We start from the raw sequence: 19,244 nt of genomic DNA, 5'->3' as shown, positions 1-19,244 counted from the left end.
TGCCCAAATATGGCTATCCGATGAAACTCAGGATGCCTACCAAACTCGGCTACAAGAATGAGGTCGCCCTCGCCGGTGCTGGCGATGCTGCGGGGTCGACTGTACTCGGCACGTCGCGTCGCACCTCGCCGGATCTTGCGACCTTCGCCAACGGAGCCGCGATTCGCTACTACGACCTGAACGATGTCTATGCGGGCAAGGAGATCGGCCATCCGAGCGACAACGTGTCGGCCTGTCTCGCTCAGGCAGAGGCGGAACACGCAAATGGACGCGACCTGATCCTCGCGATCGTCATAGCGTACGAAACCGATTGCCGCTTGATGGACGCGGCATCGCTTAGCTCGCGCGGCTGGGACCATCCGATCTACAGCCTGCCCGCCGCGGCGCTCGGGGCAGGCAAGCTGATGAAGCTTTCGGCAGCGCAGCTCGCGCAGGCAGTCAGCCTTGCAATCAATGGCCATCTCGCGCTGAACCAGACGCGGGTGCAGACCATGTCGAACTGGAAGGGGCTCGCCGATGCCGACGCCGCGCGCAACGGCGTATTCTCCGCCGCACTGGCGCGGGAAGGCCTGACTGGACCCGCTCCCATCTTCGAGGGCGATGCCGGATTCTTCAAGCAGGTGTCCGGGCCGTTCACCATCGACACGAGTACTTTTGGCGGCAAGGGCCGCCCTTTTCGCATCAACGATTGCTCGGTCAAGTTCTACCCGTCACAGGCGCTCACGCAGACAGCCATTGCGGCAGGCATAGACGTGGCGAAGCAGGTCGGGAATCTGTCGCGTGTGACGAATGTCGAGATCCGGACCTCCCATGAAGGTTACTTCTCAGCGGGTATGGACCCTCAAAAATGGACGCCCGACACCAGCGAGACCGCCGATCACAGTCTCCCGTATGTGACTGCAAGAGCCATGTTCGATGGCGACATCAGCCACGCGAGCTTTAGCGACAAAGCGCTGCACGATCCGGCTATCCGCGCGTTCATGCAGAAGATCAAGGTCGTGGAAGATCCGGTTCTGACGAAGCTGTACCCGAAGTACTACGCGACGATCGTGACAGCGACTTGCGACGATGGACGCACTTTCACGCGACGCGTCGATGATATTCCCGGCTTCGCCACGCGACCGATGCAGCGGCACGACTTTGAATTGAAGTTCCGCAAAAACGTGGCATCGCGAATTGGCGACGCGCGCGCTCAAGAGGCACTGCAAATGTTCTGGACCCTTGAGAAGCAGGGGAATATCTCGCAATTGTTCACGCCGTTTGCGGTGCTTTAAACCATGAACGACCTTCAGGCGCGCGCGACACTGGCGCGACCTGGCCGCAACAGCATGCGCCGAAAGACAGCATTGGTTTGGGCGTCGCTCCCTCGTACCGGACGCATGGTTGAGCAGAACCGGCGGCACGACGAGGAAGGCCGACGACGCAATTCAGAAGTTCGCGGTCACCAAACTCGCCTGAAGCGACTCCAAGCCTTCCGCGATGTTCGTCAAGGCTTCGAGTAGATGTCGCTGATGTTGGCGAACGACTGGGTTTCGCGGCGGAAGGTGAGCCGCTCGGTAGCACGTCTGCGTGCAATCAATCTCGCCGTGTCCGCGCGCCGGCTCGCAGTCACGCTGACACCCGCTGCAGGCGCGATGATCGCGGGTTCGCCGGCAGGCGTACCGGTTTGTGACACCGCGCGCAGCAGCATGTCGCGCGCTTCCGAATCAGAGACGTCGCTGGCCAAAGCATCGCCCGCGGCTCGAAGCACGCACGGTGTATCGCCGGCTTTTTCGCATGCGCGTGCAAGACCCATCGCCGCATCCCGCGCAAGTTCGCGCTGGATCAACTCGTTCGTGATCTGACGGACGTCGCCGCGTTTGCTTTCACTGGCTGGCAGCATCGAAAGGCGCGTGCGGGCGTCGCGCAATTCGCCACGCACCATCGAGAGCCTGGCGGCATCGACGGTGCCTGCCAGGTCGAGCGACGCGGTCTTGGTGCTGAAAGGCGCGTCGATAAGCCGATCGGGCGCAAGGTGCGGAATGCTGTCCTGCGCGACAGCTTCTGTCAGTTCCGAGTCGCCACGCCCGGGAGTCGGGCCGAAGGCAAGGTACAAACCGCCGGCCAGCAGCGCGACGGTGGCAACTACATGGCGCGCATGGGCCGTATCGCCGTGTGGGATTCCGTGATGGACGAGCATAATTACCTGGTGCGACGCTGGAACGATTTCATGCGCGCCTGATGGAACAACGCCGGCAGCAACCATGATCCAACGATGACAAGAAGCGCACGCGGCGCGCTCAAGCAGCCGGGCCGCACTGAAAAATCCGACATCCGCGCGCCAGACTCGATGGCAGGGTCTGGGTCTGTGTCCGATCCTGCGCAGGAAACATCGGGCGACACCGACACGCGGCTGCGCTACCGGCTGATCCACGACCAGTTGAAAAGCGCGATTGCGCTTGGCCGTATCGCGCCCGGGCTCGTGCTCCTCGAAGGACCTGTCGCGCGTATTTTCGGCACGAGCCGCGTGCCTGTGCGCAAGGCGTTCGAGATGCTGCACGCCGGAGGTTCACTGCATACGTTCGAAGGGCGCGGTTACCTCGTTGCGCATCCCGATGGCCGCATCCCCGACCCCGTCCGGGCACCGCTTTCGGAAGCCGCGCTCGGTTTCGAGGAGGCACAGGCGCCGCTCGAACTGCCGTCCAACAGCGAGCGGATCTATCACGCGCTGGAAGCGGCCGTTTCGATTGCGGTTGCATTCGGGCATTATCGGATCGATGAAAGCCTTGCTGCCGAGGTGTTCGGCGTCAGCCGTGGCGCCGTACGCGAAGCACTGAGCCGGCTGCGCGATTTTGGTCTCGTGGAGAAATCCGCTTACTCGCACTGGCTTGCCGGGCCGCTGACCGCGCGGGCGGTGGCTCAGGATTACGAGCTGCGTGTATTGCTCGAACCCGCGGCGTTGCGCGCCGGCTATGCGAAGCTTTCACGCGAGACGATCGATGCTGCGTGTGATGAAATTGAACGGGCGATCCTCGATCCTGATTCGATCGATGCCGATGGCCTTCAGCAACTCGAAACCACCTTGCACGTGGACTTTTTGCAGCATGCACCCAACAAGAAGCTGCTGGTCACTATCGACCGGGCGCTGATGCCGCTCACGGTGAATCATGCGTTTTTCAACGCGTTCAATCTGCATCCGGAACTTGCTACGCTGATCGAGCATCGCGCGGTTTTATTCGCGCTGCGAGACGCAGATATCGATACCGCCGCGCGGGCGCTCCTGCTGCACCTGCATGCGGCGCAGAAGCGGACCTTGCAGCGGCTCAAGGTGCTAGCGGTGCTGCCCGAACCCGACCTGCCTTTGTATATGCAGCGGATCGTTTAGCGCGCGTGGCCATGAAATGCCGTTCAACCGGGAGACGCCCTTGAAAACGCTGACGGAGCAACTCACTCAATACGCGGCCTATCATCGCGACCGTCGTAACGTCGCCACGCATTTCGTAGGCATTCCCATGATCGTCCTTGCGCTCGCGGTGCTTCTCAGCCGGCCCGTGTGGATGACCGCCGAGCTGCCGTTTGCGCTTTCGCCGGCGTGCGCCTTGTTCCTCGCGGCGACGCTCTACTATCTTGTCCTCGATGTCCAGCTTGGCGTCATCATGGCGATCGTTTCCGTTCTGTGCCTGGCCGTCGGGCAATGGCTCGCCGCACAGTCCACGGTTGTCTGGCTGGTCACGGGGGCAGGGCTCTTCCTGACTGGATGGGTGCTGCAGTTCGTGGGGCATATGGCGTATGAGCATCGCAAGCCGGCTTTCGTGGACGATGTCATCGGCCTGATGATCGGGCCTTTGTTCGTGCTGGCCGAAGCGCTGTTCCGGTTTGGCTGGCGTCCCGCCTTGCATCGTGCGATCAGGGCAGATGAGCGTGATTGAGCGCTACCGGGTCGTATAGACGCAAGAGCACTGCAACGTCCCTTCAATGCGCGCATTGCGCGGTCATTCTCGAATCTCGTCACACGGTCGTGTTTGCCGGAACGTAGAGCCAAAACTCGTGCCGCCATCCAGGCTTTTGCCGTCCTTGTCCTCGATCCTCGGGAGACGAACTGGCCGACTCCGGTTTTCTTTTGCTCTGAAGTACACCATTGAACAGGTGTCTCGCGGCCATTCGCAAGCAGGCAAAGTCTTACCCACACGCCCAGCAGGGGATGGTTTCAGCGCGCCGTTTAATGCGATGTTATGTTGCAGCAAGCTTTCGTTGGCGATGCGCATACCGCTTGACGAACCCATCTTCTGTACGCTCTTCCAAGCCAAATCATGTTGACGGAAAACACATCCTCTATCGGCGACGTCCTGCCCGAAAGCGACACTCCTTCCTCGCTGCGCCAGTGGTTATCGGTGGCGGCGGTGACGCTCGGCGCATTTGCATTTGTCACGACCGAGTTCCTGCCGGTGGGACTTCTGCCTTATGTATCGCGCGAACTGGGCGTCTTGCCCGGTACCGCGGGCCTGATGGTGACGACGCCCGGCATCATCGCAGCGATATCGGCGCCCGGGCTGATGCTCGGAGCCGGGCGCATGGATCGACGGCATGTTTTTCTACTGCTGACGGCGATGTTGCTGGCATCGAACCTGTTATCCGCATTCGCTCCCAACTTTGGCGTGATGCTGTTGGGGCGCGCGTTGCTCGGCGCCGCGCTGGGCGGTTTCTGGACGTTGGCGACATCCGCTGCAAGGCGGCTCGTCGAACCCCGCGATGCAGCCAGGGCAATGGCAACGATACTCACCGGCGTCACCTGCGCGACCGTCGTTGGCGTGCCGCTGGGGACGTTCATTGCGGGGCTTGCGTCGTGGCGGGTGTCGTTCATGGCAACCGGCGGTCTTGTTGCCGTTGCGCTCGTTGCGCAGTTGCTGATGGTGCCGTCGCTGCCGTCATCGACAGCACTGCGCTTCAGCGATCTCACGAAATTGCTTAAGCAATCGCATTCGAGGAAGAGCCTGCTGATGGTGGCCCTTGTTTTCGCCGGCCACTTTGCGTCCTTTACATACGTCACACCATTTTTGCTTGGCGATGCGCATCTCGACATATCGACGATCACCTGGTTATTGCTCGGCTTCGGTGTGATCGGATTCGTGTCGAACTTTGCGGCATCGGCGACCGTGGTCAAGAACCTCAAGATGACGACGGCGACCATGATCTTCATCCTGGCGGCCGCGTTGTTGCTGATGCCCGTATTTCAGCATTGGCAACTGGGCGTAAGCGCGATCGTGCTGGCATGGGGTATCGCGTTCGGCGCGCTTCCGCTTTGCTTCAGCGTCTGGATCCAGCGCGCGACGCCAGATCAACCGGAAGCAGGTTCGGCGCTCTTTGTCAGCATCATTCAGCTCGCGATTGCGGCGGGGTCGCTGGTCGGCGGAACGGTGGTCGATCGCGCCGGCATTCCCGCCGACTTCTTGCTCGGCGGCTCGCTTTCGCTGCTGGGGCTCGTGGCGCTGTTGAGCATTGGCGCGCGCAAGGAGACGGCGTCGGCGGTGCCGGTTCCGTGCAACGCGACGCCTGAGTGAAGCAGAGACTGGCGTTGTCGCGGGTTATCGAGCGTTATCGCGAGTGCGACTTGAACGCTTCGCCGCCGATACCCGCGTGATCCACCGCTGCAATCCGGTTACGGCCATTGTCTTTCGCCTGGTACAACTGGGCATCGACAAGATTGATGAACGCCGTTGCATCCATTCGGTCAGTCGGGACGATCGTGCCCACACCAAAACTCGCAGTCAAACGCTGGTTATGGGGTGAGCGCACGTGCGCAATCGCCTCGTCCGAGATCAGCGCGCGGCAGCGTTCGGCGATCCTCACGGCGTTTTCGGCGGGCATATTGGCTAGGACCAGGATGAATTCCTCGCCGCCGAATCGCGCAAGGAAAGCGTCCGGGCCGGCCGCTTCGCCCAGTACGCGTGCGACGTGCTTGATGCATTCGTCGCCTTGCAGATGCCCGTAGTAGTCGTTGTATGACTTGAAGAAATCGATATCGGCCATGATCAGCGAAAGTGGCGTGCCCGAAGCCTTCGCCGCAGCCCATTCGCGCTCCATGACGCCGTCGAACATGCGGCGATTGCCCGTGTCGGTGAGGCTGTCGTGGAATGACAGTCTTTCCAGATATTTTTGCAATTGCGCGAGCTTTTCTTCGTTGCGTTTGCGTTCGCTGATATCGAACATGAAGCCGACGAGGGAATCGACTTCGCCACTCGCGTTGCGCACTACGTGCACGACGTCGCGCAACCAGACGTAACCGCCGTCGCGTGTGAGCGCCCGGTAATCGGCTTCATGATCGGAGCCGGCCTTCGATTGCGCGACGCAGAAGTCCACGACCGATTCGCGATCTTCCGGATGCATGCGGTCGGCCCAGTCGCTGACGTTTTTCCAGCTCGACGGCGGCCAGCCTAACAGCGCTTCGATCTGCGGGCCGATATAGGCAAATTCCATGGTGGCCCAGTCGATTTTCCACGGGATCGCTTTAGTTGATTCGAGCAAGGTCCGGTAGACGGCGCTGTCGTCGTCGCCGAAAACACGGGTGGGCGTGACGGGGGACGCGCCGTGCGACAGGAAGGCGGCCTTCAGGTTGCCTGGATTGTCTTGATTGCTGTCGGGACTGTCTTGGTCGGTCATTTGGCGGCGGTTTTTGATTTTGTGGCTTTGCAGTTGCGGGAGTGCCTGATGATGTTAACGGCAGCGGACGCCTGTCAGTAAAGATTTTGTTTTGAAGCGTTCCACAAATGATGCGCACAGGCGTTCTTGTATCATCGTGCGACCTTCTTCATGCACGCACGCCAAACGCACATGTCAGACTATCTCGACGCTCCAGCTTTTCTAACGATCGCATTGGCCGCAGAATCGCAAGCCGCAGCGCCATGCAATTGCACGCGAACGCCGCTTGACGGCTGGAACTCGCAGCCAGTTTCCCTCGACGAGGAGCGGCTTCAGGAAGTGGGCACGCTTTGCGTAGCCAGCGACCCTGAGCCGAGCTATCAGGAATACCTGCCCCAAGGCGTCGATTACTGGTCATCAGAAGCACCTATCGCACCGCGATACTTTCCCTACAATCGCTGCACCGTATGGCAGTGCACGCAATGCAGCCGGGTCTATCTTCGATACACGGAAGGCGGCGGTTATTTTGTCGACCGCCGGATCCGTGCGGTGCGTTCCGCTCTCATTCAGGACGTTCCCCTTTAGAAGGTCCAGATCGGAGTATCGTCCGGCGGAAGATTCGCTAGCGTCCACGGCACGCTTCGAACCGCTCGCGAGAGGCTCCGCATTTACAGACCCGAAGTTCGGCTGACAGCATCGGGAGTGTCCGAAAACGTCCTGTACTCGTCTGCTTCAGGCCTCGCGTGAACGCCTCCTTCGTTTTAGCATGAGAGTCATCCTGCAACGAACCAAGAGGTAGAACGAAAGCCCATGACCACCACTGCACTCATCGTCATCGATGCACAGGAATCATTCCGACATACTCTCTATTGGTCCGAAACGGACCTGTCTTCATACATCGACCGGCAGCAGGCGTTGATTGACGGCTGCGTTGCGCACGGCGTACCGGTGGTCCGTATATTCCATGTCGAGGAGCAGGGGGCGTTTTCACTTGCGTCCGGCCATGTCAGGACGCTGGAGGAGCTGTCGATCTCACCCGCCGCGACATTCCACAAGCATCACCACAGCGCGCTGGCTGGCACTGCGCTCGCGTCCTGGCTGATCGCGCAAGGAATAGGCCGATTGATCGTCAGCGGGATAAGAACGGAGCAATGCTGCGAAACAACCTCGCGCCACGCATCCGACAGCGGCTTTAAAGTCGACTTCGTTAGCGAAGCGACGCTGACCTTTGCAATGACCCATCCTCGTAGCGGGCGGACGTACACTCCACAAGACATCCGCGAGCGCACTGAACTCGTGCTCGAGGGACGCTTCGCTCGTATTGCGACTGTTGGAGAAGCACTCGAGGCGTTGCCTCGACCCTTGGTCGCGTAGTTTCGAAGACGCGAGCGCTCATTGCATACACGATGTGAATCACTGAAACCGGTACGACCGATGCAGAAGTTGTCGCAACGAAAGGAAAGCGGTCCAATGAAGCTGAGAACTCGTACCGGTCACGCGGAGGACCGCACAATTCCGGTGTTGTTCGTGCTGCTGCCCAACGTGCTGATGCTCGATCTCGCGGGTCCTGCGGAAGTGTTGAGGCTCGCATCGCAACTCAATGCAGGGGAAGCGGGTGGCCCCATCCGCCGCTTCCAACTGAGCTACGTCGGCCCGGTTGCTTGCGTGCAGACTTCGATCGGCTTGACGCTTGAGGGTATCAAGCCGTTGCCCGAATCGCTTCCCGCAGACGCGATCGTTGTGATCGTCGGAGTGAGTTCGTCCATCGATACCATCAGGCGGCGAAAATTCGACGCGGCGTCCGACGCGGTCACGGACTGGCTGACCCACGTCGTCGCGCCCATCAAGAACCGCGTGATGTGCGTGTGTTCGGGGGCTTTGATTGCCGCGCGTGCGGGACTGCTGAATGGGCGGCAGTGCACCACTCATCATGCGTTGTGTGACGCGTTGCAAGCCATTGCACCCACTGCGAAAGTACTGGAGAACCGGCTTTATGTATCGGACGGTTTGATCAGCACCAGTGCCGGCATCACGGCCGGGATCGACCTGATGCTCCAAATGCTCGCTGAACTCGCAGGCCCGCGCGCAGCGTGCGCAGTCGCGCGTGACATGGTGGTCTACATGCGCCGTACCGGCACCGATCCTCAGTTGTCGCCATGGATCACCGGCCGCAACCATCTGCATCCTGCGCTGCATCGGGTACAAGATGCAATTGCGGTCGACCCGGCGCGCGACTGGAATTTAGCGCAGATGGCGAGCATTGCTTGCAGTAGCACGCGGCACTTGGCGCGTCTATTCCATGAATATGCCGGAATGAGCCCTGTAGACTACATTCACGGCCTGCGTGTAGCGCTCGCACGCGAATTGATCGCCCAATCTTCGCTCGACATGGAGGCGGTGGCCGAGCGTGCTGGTTTCGGGTCTGCACGGCACATGCGACGTATCTGGCGCAAGTACGACGAGGCAACGCCGTCGAACAGCCGTCGTACAAGCGCAGAGGTTTCGTGATCGGGCGAGACATGGCAGATGGCAGTCAGATCGCGGTGCAGCGGAACTTACGTCTCCGGATTTGCGATGTCAGCTTCAACGATCTGCATGCCGAGCGCCGTCGCTGCGCGAAGCGCTTGCTCCTTGTCGTCGAAGGGACCAATCGCGGGGGCGCCTTCAAAAGGAAAAAGGAGCCGGCTATCGGTCTTCCTGACAACCTTGAGCGAACCCACGAAGCGGCCATGCATCAATCGATAAGTGGCATAGATTGCAAAGTCGTCATGGCTCCTGGCTTCACGTGCGGTAACGATGGCATCGTTGCGGGAAAACAATAACTTGGGTTTTATTCCAGCTTGTCGCATGGGATTCCTCCGGCGATCGAACTGAAAGGTGCAGCGTTGTTGATGTGATGAAATGCCCGTCATGCTTCAAGCTTGACGGGGGCATTCCGGCTTGATGGCAAAAAGTCGCTGCAGGTCGCAACGCGTTTTGCTTTAGTCATTTGACGGATTGTCCGGATCGACAGCGCCTTTGCTTACGTTGTCTTTGAAGTCCGCCAGATCTTTTTTATTCGAGCCGTTCGTGATCTCGACTTGTCCTTTGAGTTCGAGATCTTCGTTGCCAGTGAGCTTGCCTACCGTGAAATCAGCAACTCCTTTGAGCTGCTCCTTTACACCCTCGACCTTATCTCTGTCCATTTCCCTCTCCGATGGTCAATTGCAAACCGCATATCGAACCGCTTGATACCTGGTTGCGTTGTTAAATTGCTGCTTGTCCCAAGCCGAAATCAGTGCCAGGAGACCGCGACGTCGGCCTTATCCTCGCCGACAGTCGCGAGGCCACTGCCGCCATCGTGGCGAGAAATTGCCGTTTTATATAAATGCAACTGCCGCCTTGCATTCGGCGTGCCACGAAGGTCCGCAACTCGCGATCGGCAAGTTTTTCCCGTTCAGCGCACTCGTTAAGCTCGCAAACGGAAAAAAGAGGCCGCCCTGAGAGCGCCCTAAGCCCAATATGATCTGCCGCGAAATGTGTAGCGATTCAAACGGGACCTCTCTGGTTGATCGCGTGACGTTATTCCGGATGCGTCGCCAGCTCGTCCAGATGGTCCAGCAAATCGGCAGGGTCTTCATATACGCGGATCGCGCCTGCTCGTTGCAATTCTTCCTCTCCCACTCCGCCCGATTTCAAGCCAAGGCCCAGTGCGTGACAACGCCGCGCGCCAAGCAGGTCCCATGTGCTGTCGCCGACTACATAGACGCACTCGATAGGCACGCCCAAACGCTCGGCCGCGGCCAAGAAGACGTCCGGCTCAGGCTTTCCCTGGCTGACTTCGTCGCCGGTCAGAACCGTCGCTTTTTCGGGGTCGATGCCTAGCTTCTTGAGGTTGGATGCTGTCGCATCGGGGCTGCCACTAGTGGCGATCGCCCAAGGAATGTTTGCCTGGCTCAACGCATCTAAAAGCGCGCGGGCGCCTGGCAAGGGTTGGATTTGCGACTCCTGTTTGCCAAATACCTCGGCTTGGCGTTCTTTCACGCGTGCGATACTTTCGGCCGTGACGTCGCCTCCCAGCTCCTTGAATATTTGCTTTGCAAACAATTCGCTGCTCATGCCAATCTTCCGATGAATCCGCGAGATTGGCAGATTAAAGCCTGCGCTGGTCAACGCTTCGCTCCATGCGATAACGTGTTGATAAACGCTGTCAATCAGCGTTCCATCGAGATCGAAAACAAATGCCGTTTTCATCGAACGCCTCCTGGCGCTTGCGCGATATTACGGGAACCTGCCAGCACCGCGAGCAGAGTCAGGCTCGCCAGGGAGAGCGCGAGGATTGGGAAAGCGCCCGCGCTGTTGACCGCAATCTCGGCGGGGCGGCCTGCCACCAGTTGCAGCCGGCGCGTGTTCATTCGCGCGCCGAGACGGCGAAGCTCGGAGGCAAGAATGTCCTCTGCCATGGGAAGCAGGATGGTTTCCTCGTCGGCTACGTGATGAATCACTTCCCGCATCAACTCCATGACCGTGTCGTCGTACTCGGGCGTCATTGGGTCCATCGTGCGCAACTTGGCGATGTGTTCGCGCATCGCGTTGTGCTCGGGAACGCTTTTATCGATTGCAATAGCGGTCGGTTTTGCAGCGCGAAGCGCGGGGTAGAAGATTTCTTCTTCGAGTTGCGCGTGAATTTCGAGCGCTGCGCAGATGGTGTTGACGATCGCTGTTTTGCGCCAGTGAGGCGCATCGGTGCGGTATCGGTGAAAAGCCGCCAGGACGTGGGTGTGGTCCAGCTTTATCATTGTGGTAATACGGGGTGACAGCCTGAAGGATTGCAAATTCATGGTGATTCTCGCCGGTGAGCACGATTTCTGGGTATCGGCATCTCTTGCAAACGCTATGCCATCGAATGAGTCTGCTAGTCACCGATACACGTATTTCGCTGGAACCCCTTAAAGTTTCGCACCGATGCGGCCGTTAGAGATGATTCGAGCTTCTTCCACTCGTTCGGATTTCAGAAATTTCGAAGTAAAAGGTTCATGTCATGCCCCCGACTCCAGGTGCTGGTTCGTTTCCTATCCACAGTGAAAAGGTCAGTTGTACCGGATGCCGATCCGACGCGAGTGCAGGCATTGAGTTGGCTTTTGCGTTTCAACCGATTGTCGATACCGCGTCCGAAACGACCTACGCATGTGAGGCGCTCGTGCGGGGTCCCAACGGTGAGGGCGCGCACTCCGTGCTTTCCAAAATTGACGAAGGCAATAGGTACGCATTCGATCAATTATGCCGAACCACGGCTATCGCCCAGGCTGCCGCGCTAAGCCTCGACTCGTTTTTATCGATAAATTTCATGCCCAACGCGGTCTACCGTCCCGAAGCGTGTATTCAAAGCACGCTCGCGGCAGCGGAGAAGTACGGCTTTCCCATAGACCGGATCATCTTCGAGACCGTGGAAGGCGAGAATATTGTCAGCCGGCCTCATCTGGTCGACATCTTCAAAGCCTACAAGCGCTTCGGTTTTCAAACGGCGATCGATGACTTTGGCGCCGGATACTCCGGACTGACGCTTCTGGCAGATTTCCAGCCCGACCTCATCAAGCTGGATATGGAACTGGTTCGCGGCATCGACGTCGACGTTGTGCGGCAACATATTGTTCGCGGGGTAGTGGCCATTTGCCGCGATCTGGGCGTCAAGGTTATCGCGGAGGGCATCGAGTCCCATGGCGAGCGCGATTTTTTCGAAGCGCATGGCGTCACGCTGATGCAGGGATATCTCTTTGCCAAGCCTGCGTTCAAAACGATTCCGGAACTCAGCGAAAATTCGTTCACGCATTAGCACGTGCGCTCACTTCATGTGCGTCTGATCTGCCCTAAGCGTGCGCACGCCGTCGAGTGCTCCCGTAAAGAGCGTCTCCACCAAAGCAGAACGATGCGCCAAGACCGCGCGCATGCTGATGGTTCCTTTGTCGGTCAATTCTCCTGCTTCCGCGCAAGGAGCGGTTTCCAGCAAGTGAAGCCAAGCGATGCGGCTGGCGCTGCCGGTGGACCCTTTGTTCAGCGTTTGCAGCAGGTCCGCGAAGTAGGCGCGCACCTGCGACGACGAATGAATGCCCGATTCGAAAGTTTCCCCAAGTGTTGCGCAGGCGACGACGTCCGGAAAAACGAGCAGACCCACCTCGCTATGGCCCATGCCGGCGGGTATCGCGTCACGGACATAGGGCGCACCGAGAGCCACCGCCCGCTCGCGTAGCGCTGTTGCATTGACGAAGACCCCGGTATTCAGCTTGAAATCGTCGGCTATGCGTCCGTCGAACAGCAGTCCGAGTTCGGGACGAACCGGGTCGTAAAAAACGGCCGCGTCGCCGCTGCAGAAGAAGCCTTCTTCATCGAAAGCGCCTGCCAGCGAATTCGCGGGGCCCGTCATGTACTGATGCATGACGTGCGGGCCGCGATATCGAAGCTCCAGCTTTCCGTGGACAGGTGCGAGCTTTACCTTGCATCCCGGCGCAGGCAGGCCGATATACCGCTCCTGCTGTACGTCGCCAATGGTAAACAGGCATGCCGGCGAGGTTTCGGTCATCCCGAGTCCCGATACCACGCGCACACGTTCGCCGCAGTACCGCTTGCTCACCTCTTCCATGCGATCGCGCACTGTCCTGGATAGTCCAGCGCCCGCGAAGAACATTAGCTTGAGCCGCGAGAAAAAGTGATGGCCCAAACCTGCATCCACCTCGAGCGCCGCGACCAGGTCTTCCCATCCCTTGGGCACATTGAAATAGGCAGTTGGCGCGATGTCGCGAAGGTTGCGCAGCGTCTGCCCGAAACGCTCCGCTATCGGCTTTCCTTCGTCGATATACAGCGTTCCGCCGTTATACAGCGCGATGCCCACGTTGTGACTTCCGCCATAGGTATGGTGCCACGGCAGCCAGTCCACCAGCACGGGCGGCTCGATTGCGAATTGAGGAAAGGTCTGCAGCAGCATCTGCTGGTTACTGCAAAGCATGCGATGCGTGGTCGGCACGGGCTTCGGCAAGTTCGTCGAGCCGGAGGTAAAGAGGATCTTCGCAATGGTGTCCGGGCCGATACTGCCGTGAACCGTATCGATTATGGTCGGATCCACCTCGCACAACGTGTCGAAGGACAAAGACCGGCCGGGCTGTTCGCGGCTGACAACAAGTACATCGGGATGCACGGCCGCCTCGATCGCTTCGGCGTACAGTGAGTAATCGTCCGCAAACACCATGGCAGGATCGAGGAAGCCGATCGCGTTTTGCAATCTGACGAACCCATTAAGCGGCAGCGCCCAGGCGGGTGAAAGCGGCGCAACCGGGATGCCCGCGAACATTGCACCGAGCATGAGTTGCAAATGTTCGAGGCTGTTGCCCGACAGGATCACAATGGGGCGGCCGGAGGGCAGTTTCAGGTCCAGCAGACCTTGACCGATCGAACGAGCACGCTCGAGCATCAACGCATATGAAATGCCCGTCCACGATCCGGTGATGTTGCGACTGGCAGCAAGCCATCGCTCAGGATGCCGCAGCGCGCCGGCCACCAGGCAGTCGGTCAGTCGTTCGGGGTAGGGACGCAGCGGGTCGAGTGGCTCCAAATACCAGGCATCACCGATTTGCTCGATGCCTGGCGCGCCGACATGCACGGCGACGGGCCGGAATCCGGACCCCGCTGTCTCCTCACGCAGCATTGATCTGTCCGCTCGGTTTTTCATATTCGTACGTTGGTTTTGCGCCTGACACCGTGAAGCATTCACCGCGCATGCGTTCTGGCGACCGCAGACAGGGATTATTGCACTGGTCCATGGCATTCCCCCGCTAAAGGTACGGCCGTTGCTGCCGTAAATACGCCTTGAAGATTCTGATTGCCATGGACGGAGAACGCAACAAATGATCAGCGACAACGACAAGGTAGACAAGCAATTCGATACCGTTCTATTCGAAGACTTGAGCACCGCTGATAGTCAAAAGCTAGACGGGTATTCCTTTGGCCTCATTGGGTTTGGCGCGGATTACGTCGTCAGTTCATACAACGCCGTGGAAGCCGCGAGCGCGGGCCTGAGCCCGGCGCGGGTCATCGGCAAGCATGTCTTCGAGGAAGTCGCGCCTTGTATGAACAACTTCATGATCGCCCAGCGGTTTCAGGACGAGCCTGAGCTCGACGTGATCGTTCCCTACGTCCTCACATTGCGCATGAGACCCACGCCTGTCCGCCTGAGGCTGCTTCAATCCGCTCACGGCTCGACTCGCTTCCTGCTGGTCGAGCGCAAGGCAGCAACATGACGCCGGCTGCAGCGGCCGGCTCGCTCGAAGAAGAACACGAAGCGTTGCTGTCGTTCATGTACTTGTCGCCAATCGGCATCATTCGCAGCTCGCTGACTGGTGAAGTCGACATGCTCAACCCCTTATCGGTCCAATTGCTGATGCCGCTCGCAGGGCTGCTTGGCGTCACCAACATATTTGAAAGCCTGAGCCACGTGGCGCCGGAGCTTCGTAATCTGGTGTCGAGCTTCAATGGGGAGCGTGGCCCGGTGTGCGAGGGGCATCGGATCGTGGTGACGCCTGATCGCGAGCGATCAACCGTCCTGTCCTGCAACATCCTGAAGATAAACAAAAGCACCTTGATGACGACGCTGACCGATATCTCGCGTCAGGTCGAAGCGGAGCGCCGGGCAAGGCAGAATGAGTCGTGGCTTGCGGGTATCTTTACGAGCGTAAACGACTTCGCGTTTTTTACCCTCGACGCCAACGGACACGTGGACTCCTGGAACCCGTCCATCGAGCAAATGACGGGCTATGCCGAAACCGACGTTGTCGGCCATTCACTAGATCGCTTTTACGCGCCTGACGACGTCGACGCCTATCGTAGTCCGGAGCACATTGCTCTCACGCGCGAGGAAGGCTGGCACGTGCAGGAGTGCTGGTGCCAAGGCAAGGATGGCCGGCGTTACGCGGCTCAGATCCTCGTTGCGGTACTTCGCGAGGACGACGGCGAATTCGCCGGTTATTCGGTTGTCCTGCGCGACGTATCGGAAAGGAAAATAAGCAGCGACGAACTCACGCGTCTTTTGACGACCGATCATCTGACCGGAGCGATGAATCGCGCCCATTTTTTCAAGGTCGCAGAGAAGGAAGTTGCGCGGTCGAAGCGCTTGGGCAAACCGCTTTCGTTCGTGATGATCGATGCGGATCACTTCAAGAAAATCAACGACACCGCAGGGCACCAGGCAGGCGATAAGGTCCTCGAAAGGATTGTCGCGGAGGCGAGGCGTTCGCTTCGCTCTATCGATGTGATTGCGCGACTCGGAGGCGAGGAATTTTGCCTGATGCTGCGCGGTACGCCGGCGGATGCTGCGGCGCTGATCGCGGAAGGCATCCGGGCCAACATCGAAGCCAGCCGGATCGATACCGCCGTGGGCGAGCAGATGGTGACCGTCAGTCTTGGTTGCGCGTCTTTATCGCACGCGTTGGCGTCGATGCACGACCTGCTCGCCGCCGCCGACAAGTCCCTTTATGCGGCGAAAGCGGCCGGCCGAAACCGGGTGGCGGGTCAGTAGTAATCGGTCATCAGCTATGCGGCGGGTACGTTGAACTTGCCCGCGTGGAAATCGACTACAGCCTGATTCAGTTCTTCCTGCGTGTTCATGACGAACGGACCGCGAGCTGCGATGGGTTCATCGATCGCTTCCGCATGACCAAAAAGCAGGATAGATTCGTCCGCGGCAGTGATCTCGAGCGTGTCACCGTCGTCGTGCAGTTCAGCCAGGTTGAACGCCGAAACCTGTTGCCCTCCGATCGCAACCTTGCCGCGAACCACGTAAAGAAAGATCTGGCGACTCCCTACATTCTCGAATCTGACCCGGCCGCCAGCCGACATGCGGATGACGCACATGAAGGTGCTCGTGAGCGATTCGCCAGGTCCTTGCACGCCTTGCCATTCACCCGAAATCAACTGGACCTGCGCTGCACCGTCAGGCGTGCTCACCACGGGGATATCGTTCTCCTGCAAGCCGACGTAGCGAGGCAACGTCATCTTGAGGCGCGCCGGCAGGTTCAGCCATAGCTGCAGGATTTCAAGCTGGCCACCATGCTCCTTGAACGAACGCGGCGAGAGTTCCGCATGGATAAGGCCACTGCCAGCGGTCATCCACTGGACGCCGCCGGCGTCGATGACACTCTCGTGTCCACCGGTATCCGAATGCGCAAGGCTACCGTCGAGCACGAAAGTCACCGTCTCGAATCCGCGATGCGGATGTGGCCCAAACGGCAATCCGCCATTGTGCGGTGCGTACTTCTGCGGGCCGTGGTGATTCAGGAAGAGGAAGGGATTCAGATGCGGCAGTGCCGGCCCCGGCAGAGGACGGCGGGTGGTCAGGTCGGCGATATCATCGCGACGCGCGCGATGGATCGCTTTCAGCGTACGGCTGGGCATTCGATGGCTCCTTGCAGCGTCCGTGGCGAAATCCAGATCAAGCACACGTTGGACGAGAACGTTGATCAACCGACGCATGCTACCCGTGTGTGCGAGGCTCGGGTAGCGGGCAATATCGACGAGCATTGTTCTATTTTTGGAACGATTGAATTTCGCTGCTGCGCGTTAGCCCTCGGCGAGCGCCGCGCGGCGAATGAGATCCGACAGGAATTGCGTCTCTCACATTCGGTTTCATGACGTCCCCAAATGCACACTCGTCCATGGACACGACTCCGTCCGCAGATGAGTCGAATTGCTGGAACAGCTGCTGAGCATGATCGGTGCTTAGACCAACGCACTTCATCTGGGTAACGAATTCACTGACGGACTGTTTGCCGGCTTGACTGCCGTTCGCCTGAACAAACAGAAAAGTGCGTCCGCTTCGTCTACAGGTTCCCAATGCGAATGGAGCCGGGCGGTCCCGTAATCGAATCAGTCGACGATTTTCGAATCAAGCAATCAGGCCGCTTCGACTCGTTGGCCGTCGGACGGCAGTCCGGGTGCGAGCATCTCGGGAAGTTGCGAGCGTGTGGCGCCTGTTCCCATCGAGACGCCTTTGACCACGTCGATGAATGCGCGCAGTGCTGCGGGCATGCGAGTGCGGCTCGGGTGATAGAGGTAGAACCCCGGGAAAAACGGAGACCACTCTTGCAGCAAGGGTACGAGACGCCCTGACCTCAATTGAGGTCCCATCCAGTCTTCCGTCCACACCGTGATGCCCAGTCCGTCCGTTGCTGCCTGAAGCGCAACCGCACAGTCGTTGACAATCAAAGTGCCTTTGACGGACACATCGAACCACTGTCCGTCCTTGGCAAATTCCCAGTTGTATACACTGGTCTGCCCGGCGCGGCGCCAGTTGATGCACCGATGATCGTGCAGATCGTGAGGCGTGTGCGGCACACCATGCTTTTCCAGATACTCAGGGGAAGCAACCGCAATCTGGCGCAAGTCGGGACCCACGCGTACCGCAACCATGTCCTGGTCGACGTGCTCTCCAAGGCGGATACCCGCGTCAAAGCCGCGCGCAACGATATCCCCAAGGCTCTCGTCGCTAGTCAGGTCAAGCACGACGTCGGGATACCGCTGCTGAAACACACCGAGCATGGGCTGCAGCAGGTGAATGATCGCCATTTGCGGCGCGCATACGCGCAGCGTACCCGACGGTTTCTCCTGGTTCTCGGCCGCATCTTCGAGTGCCGCATCAAATTCGGCGAGAAGTGGCTGCATGCGCGCGAGCAGCCGGGCGCCGGCTTCTGTCAGGCTGGTGCTGCGCGTCGTGCGATTGAAGAGCCGCACGCCGAGCCGTTCCTCAAAACCGCGAATGGTCTGACTCAGTGCAGAAGGTGACACCGCCAATTGTCCGGCAGCGCGGGCAAACGAACCCTGTTCGGCGACCGATACAAAGGCCCGGACATCGGCAAAATCGCTTCCTCTCATTATGTATCTCCAGCTTCACAGAGTATGAAAATTATAGGTGATTGTTATGGGCGATGCGCGCAACTACATTCGAGTCCATTGCAAATGAGGCATGCGAACACCAACGCCTGAAACGTGGCGCCGGGGCCTCAGCTGAATCTCCTCGCCCGTCCTGCGACGGGCAACTTTCCCAATCATTCGCTGGAACCGAACAATGTCACTCGCTAATTACCCACCGGCCACCTGGGAACACCTTCGCTCTATCACTAGGCCGCTCGAACCGGTCGACGCCCGGCAACGGATCCTTATCAAGGGCGTTTCGATCGTCAGCATGGACAAGGAAGTGGGCGATCTCACGCGCGGTGACCTCCTCATCGAAGGCGACCGAATTGCCGCGATTGCACCCTCGATCGACGCCGACGGGGCTGAAATCATCGACGCCACCGACATGATTGTCATGCCTGGTTTTGTCGACTCGCATCGCCATGCGTGGGAAGGTCAGTTGCGCCGTATCGACCCGAACTCGCCGACCCTGATGGACTATCTGCGATCGACGCACTTCTCGTTCGCGACGCACTACCGTCCGGAAGACATGTATGTCGGCAACCTCATTACGGCACTGGGCGCGATCGACTCTGGCATCACCACCATGGTCGACAATTCGCACAACGCCCGAAGCCCGGCGCACTCGGATGCCTCAGTCGATGCACTCGAAGACGCCTGCATCCGCGCGGTGTACGCGCCGGGCAGGCCGCTCG

19 protein-coding genes and 1 pseudogene are annotated in these 19,244 nt (G+C 59.3%); 11 read left to right on the top strand and 9 right to left on the bottom strand.

Annotated elements, in window-relative coordinates; all coding sequences use genetic code 11:
* Nucleotides 1-1,274 (top strand): MmgE/PrpD family protein (locus tag ACRXB1_RS10920; RefSeq protein ID WP_449492003.1); only part of this gene is annotated, 1,274 nt, incomplete at its 5' end.
* A gap of 212 nt (nt 1,275-1,486) precedes the next feature.
* On the opposite strand, the gene ACRXB1_RS10915 is transcribed toward ACRXB1_RS10920, so the two are convergent.
* Complete coding sequence (locus tag ACRXB1_RS10915; protein WP_449492002.1) at nt 1,487-2,179, bottom strand: hypothetical protein; 693 nt, start codon at nt 2,177-2,179, stop codon at nt 1,487-1,489.
* 75 nt (nt 2,180-2,254) lie between these two features.
* On the opposite strand from ACRXB1_RS10915, the gene ACRXB1_RS10910 reads away from it, so the two are divergent.
* The 3 genes from ACRXB1_RS10910 (at nt 2,255) to ACRXB1_RS10900 (ending at nt 5,537) form a co-directional block, all read left to right on the top strand.
* Nucleotides 2,255-3,364: a GntR family transcriptional regulator gene (locus ACRXB1_RS10910; RefSeq protein ID WP_449492001.1), complete on the top strand. Its 1,110-nt coding sequence runs from the start codon at nt 2,255-2,257 to the stop codon at nt 3,362-3,364.
* A gap of 40 nt (nt 3,365-3,404) precedes the next feature.
* Complete coding sequence (locus ACRXB1_RS10905) at nt 3,405-3,908, top strand: Mpo1 family 2-hydroxy fatty acid dioxygenase (RefSeq protein WP_075357699.1); 504 nt, start codon at nt 3,405-3,407, stop codon at nt 3,906-3,908.
* A gap of 381 nt (nt 3,909-4,289) precedes the next feature.
* The gene (locus ACRXB1_RS10900; protein ID WP_449492000.1) at nt 4,290-5,537 is read left to right on the top strand and encodes an MFS transporter; all 1,248 of its coding nucleotides are present in this window, start codon (nt 4,290-4,292) and stop codon (nt 5,535-5,537) included.
* Between the two features lie 34 nt (nt 5,538-5,571).
* Here the strand turns inward: ACRXB1_RS10900 and ACRXB1_RS10895 are convergent, their stop codons facing one another.
* Nucleotides 5,572-6,636 carry a sensor domain-containing diguanylate cyclase gene (locus tag ACRXB1_RS10895; RefSeq protein WP_449491999.1) on the bottom strand — a complete coding sequence of 355 codons (1,065 nt, stop codon included), beginning with the start codon at nt 6,634-6,636 and terminating at the stop codon, nt 5,572-5,574.
* Between the two features lie 171 nt (nt 6,637-6,807).
* Between ACRXB1_RS10895 and ACRXB1_RS10890 the strand changes: the two genes are divergently transcribed.
* From ACRXB1_RS10890 to ACRXB1_RS10880, 3 genes are all read left to right on the top strand, one after another.
* Nucleotides 6,808-7,200, top strand: a complete 393-nt coding sequence (locus ACRXB1_RS10890; RefSeq protein ID WP_449491998.1) for a hypothetical protein — start codon at nt 6,808-6,810, stop codon at nt 7,198-7,200.
* Between the two features lie 225 nt (nt 7,201-7,425).
* Nucleotides 7,426-7,989: a cysteine hydrolase family protein gene (locus tag ACRXB1_RS10885; RefSeq protein ID WP_449491997.1), complete on the top strand. Its 564-nt coding sequence runs from the start codon at nt 7,426-7,428 to the stop codon at nt 7,987-7,989.
* A gap of 96 nt (nt 7,990-8,085) precedes the next feature.
* On the top strand, nt 8,086-9,123 hold the full coding sequence (locus ACRXB1_RS10880) for a GlxA family transcriptional regulator (RefSeq protein ID WP_449491996.1): 1,038 nt from the start codon (nt 8,086-8,088) through the stop codon (nt 9,121-9,123).
* A gap of 47 nt (nt 9,124-9,170) precedes the next feature.
* On the opposite strand, the gene ACRXB1_RS10875 is transcribed toward ACRXB1_RS10880, so the two are convergent.
* From ACRXB1_RS10875 to ACRXB1_RS10860, 4 genes are all read right to left on the bottom strand, one after another.
* Nucleotides 9,171-9,527, bottom strand: a complete 357-nt coding sequence (locus ACRXB1_RS10875; RefSeq protein ID WP_306299730.1) for a DUF6723 family protein — start codon at nt 9,525-9,527, stop codon at nt 9,171-9,173.
* A gap of 69 nt (nt 9,528-9,596) precedes the next feature.
* A complete protein-coding gene (locus tag ACRXB1_RS10870; protein WP_075357610.1) occupies nt 9,597-9,800 on the bottom strand; it encodes a CsbD family protein in 204 nt (67 codons plus the stop codon).
* A 376-nt stretch (nt 9,801-10,176) separates the two neighbouring features.
* Nucleotides 10,177-10,848, bottom strand: coding sequence for an HAD family hydrolase (locus tag ACRXB1_RS10865; RefSeq protein ID WP_449491995.1), 672 nt, complete (start codon nt 10,846-10,848; stop codon nt 10,177-10,179).
* Complete coding sequence (locus ACRXB1_RS10860) at nt 10,845-11,435, bottom strand: hemerythrin domain-containing protein (RefSeq protein ID WP_062001943.1); 591 nt, start codon at nt 11,433-11,435, stop codon at nt 10,845-10,847. The genes ACRXB1_RS10865 and ACRXB1_RS10860 overlap by 4 nt, the downstream gene beginning before the upstream one ends.
* Before the next feature lie 200 nt (nt 11,436-11,635).
* Here ACRXB1_RS10860 and ACRXB1_RS10855 point away from each other — a divergent pair, with 200 nt between their 5' ends.
* Nucleotides 11,636-12,427 carry an EAL domain-containing protein gene (locus ACRXB1_RS10855; protein WP_075357607.1) on the top strand — a complete coding sequence of 264 codons (792 nt, stop codon included), beginning with the start codon at nt 11,636-11,638 and terminating at the stop codon, nt 12,425-12,427.
* Between the two features lie 9 nt (nt 12,428-12,436).
* Here the strand turns inward: ACRXB1_RS10855 and ACRXB1_RS10850 are convergent, their stop codons facing one another.
* The gene (locus tag ACRXB1_RS10850; RefSeq protein ID WP_449491994.1) at nt 12,437-14,290 is read right to left on the bottom strand and encodes a feruloyl-CoA synthase; all 1,854 of its coding nucleotides are present in this window, start codon (nt 14,288-14,290) and stop codon (nt 12,437-12,439) included.
* A 199-nt stretch (nt 14,291-14,489) separates the two neighbouring features.
* On the opposite strand from ACRXB1_RS10850, the gene ACRXB1_RS10845 reads away from it, so the two are divergent.
* Nucleotides 14,490-14,882 (top strand): hypothetical protein, encoded by a 393-nt coding sequence (locus tag ACRXB1_RS10845; RefSeq protein ID WP_062001940.1) that lies wholly within the window; start codon nt 14,490-14,492, stop codon nt 14,880-14,882.
* On the top strand, nt 14,879-16,156 hold the full coding sequence (locus ACRXB1_RS10840) for a sensor domain-containing diguanylate cyclase (RefSeq protein WP_449491993.1): 1,278 nt from the start codon (nt 14,879-14,881) through the stop codon (nt 16,154-16,156). Before ACRXB1_RS10845 ends, ACRXB1_RS10840 begins: the two co-directional genes overlap by 4 nt.
* Nucleotides 16,157-16,170: 14 nt before the next feature.
* Here the strand turns inward: ACRXB1_RS10840 and ACRXB1_RS10835 are convergent, their stop codons facing one another.
* The gene (locus ACRXB1_RS10835) at nt 16,171-17,031 is read right to left on the bottom strand and encodes a pirin family protein (protein ID WP_449491992.1); all 861 of its coding nucleotides are present in this window, start codon (nt 17,029-17,031) and stop codon (nt 16,171-16,173) included.
* Nucleotides 17,032-17,529: 498 nt separating this feature from the next.
* Nucleotides 17,530-18,507, bottom strand: a complete 978-nt coding sequence (locus tag ACRXB1_RS10830) for a LysR substrate-binding domain-containing protein (RefSeq protein ID WP_449491991.1) — start codon at nt 18,505-18,507, stop codon at nt 17,530-17,532.
* Between the two features lie 193 nt (nt 18,508-18,700).
* Between ACRXB1_RS10830 and ACRXB1_RS10825 the strand changes: the two are divergent.
* Nucleotides 18,701-19,244: pseudogene (locus ACRXB1_RS10825) on the top strand (amidohydrolase family protein); the annotation flags it as partial.

Source organism: Caballeronia sp. M23-90, assembly GCF_053574605.1.
This window is presented reverse-complemented; position numbering and strand designations above follow the sequence as displayed.

Bases quoted from the DNA above. Each gene is read 5' to 3' on its own strand.
- ACRXB1_RS10915 (WP_449492002.1), bottom strand. From the start codon at position 2,179: ATGCTCGTCCATCACGGAATCCCACACGGCGATACGGCCCATGCGCGC.
- ACRXB1_RS10910 (WP_449492001.1), top strand. From the start codon at position 2,255: ATGACAAGAAGCGCACGCGGCGCGCTCAAGCAGCCGGGCCGCACTGAA.
- ACRXB1_RS10900 (WP_449492000.1), top strand. From the start codon at position 4,290: ATGTTGACGGAAAACACATCCTCTATCGGCGACGTCCTGCCCGAAAGC.
- ACRXB1_RS10895 (WP_449491999.1), bottom strand. From the start codon at position 6,636: ATGACCGACCAAGACAGTCCCGACAGCAATCAAGACAATCCAGGCAAC.
- ACRXB1_RS10890 (WP_449491998.1), top strand. From the start codon at position 6,808: ATGTCAGACTATCTCGACGCTCCAGCTTTTCTAACGATCGCATTGGCC.
- ACRXB1_RS10885 (WP_449491997.1), top strand. From the start codon at position 7,426: ATGACCACCACTGCACTCATCGTCATCGATGCACAGGAATCATTCCGA.
- ACRXB1_RS10880 (WP_449491996.1), top strand. From the start codon at position 8,086: ATGAAGCTGAGAACTCGTACCGGTCACGCGGAGGACCGCACAATTCCG.
- ACRXB1_RS10875 (WP_306299730.1), bottom strand. From the start codon at position 9,527: ATGACGGGCATTTCATCACATCAACAACGCTGCACCTTTCAGTTCGAT.
- ACRXB1_RS10870 (WP_075357610.1), bottom strand. From the start codon at position 9,800: ATGGACAGAGATAAGGTCGAGGGTGTAAAGGAGCAGCTCAAAGGAGTT.
- ACRXB1_RS10865 (WP_449491995.1), bottom strand. From the start codon at position 10,848: ATGAAAACGGCATTTGTTTTCGATCTCGATGGAACGCTGATTGACAGC.
- ACRXB1_RS10860 (WP_062001943.1), bottom strand. From the start codon at position 11,435: ATGAATTTGCAATCCTTCAGGCTGTCACCCCGTATTACCACAATGATA.
- ACRXB1_RS10855 (WP_075357607.1), top strand. From the start codon at position 11,636: ATGCCCCCGACTCCAGGTGCTGGTTCGTTTCCTATCCACAGTGAAAAG.
- ACRXB1_RS10850 (WP_449491994.1), bottom strand. From the start codon at position 14,290: ATGCTGCGTGAGGAGACAGCGGGGTCCGGATTCCGGCCCGTCGCCGTG.
- ACRXB1_RS10845 (WP_062001940.1), top strand. From the start codon at position 14,490: ATGATCAGCGACAACGACAAGGTAGACAAGCAATTCGATACCGTTCTA.
- ACRXB1_RS10840 (WP_449491993.1), top strand. From the start codon at position 14,879: ATGACGCCGGCTGCAGCGGCCGGCTCGCTCGAAGAAGAACACGAAGCG.
- ACRXB1_RS10835 (WP_449491992.1), bottom strand. From the start codon at position 17,031: ATGCCCAGCCGTACGCTGAAAGCGATCCATCGCGCGCGTCGCGATGAT.
- ACRXB1_RS10830 (WP_449491991.1), bottom strand. From the start codon at position 18,507: ATGAGAGGAAGCGATTTTGCCGATGTCCGGGCCTTTGTATCGGTCGCC.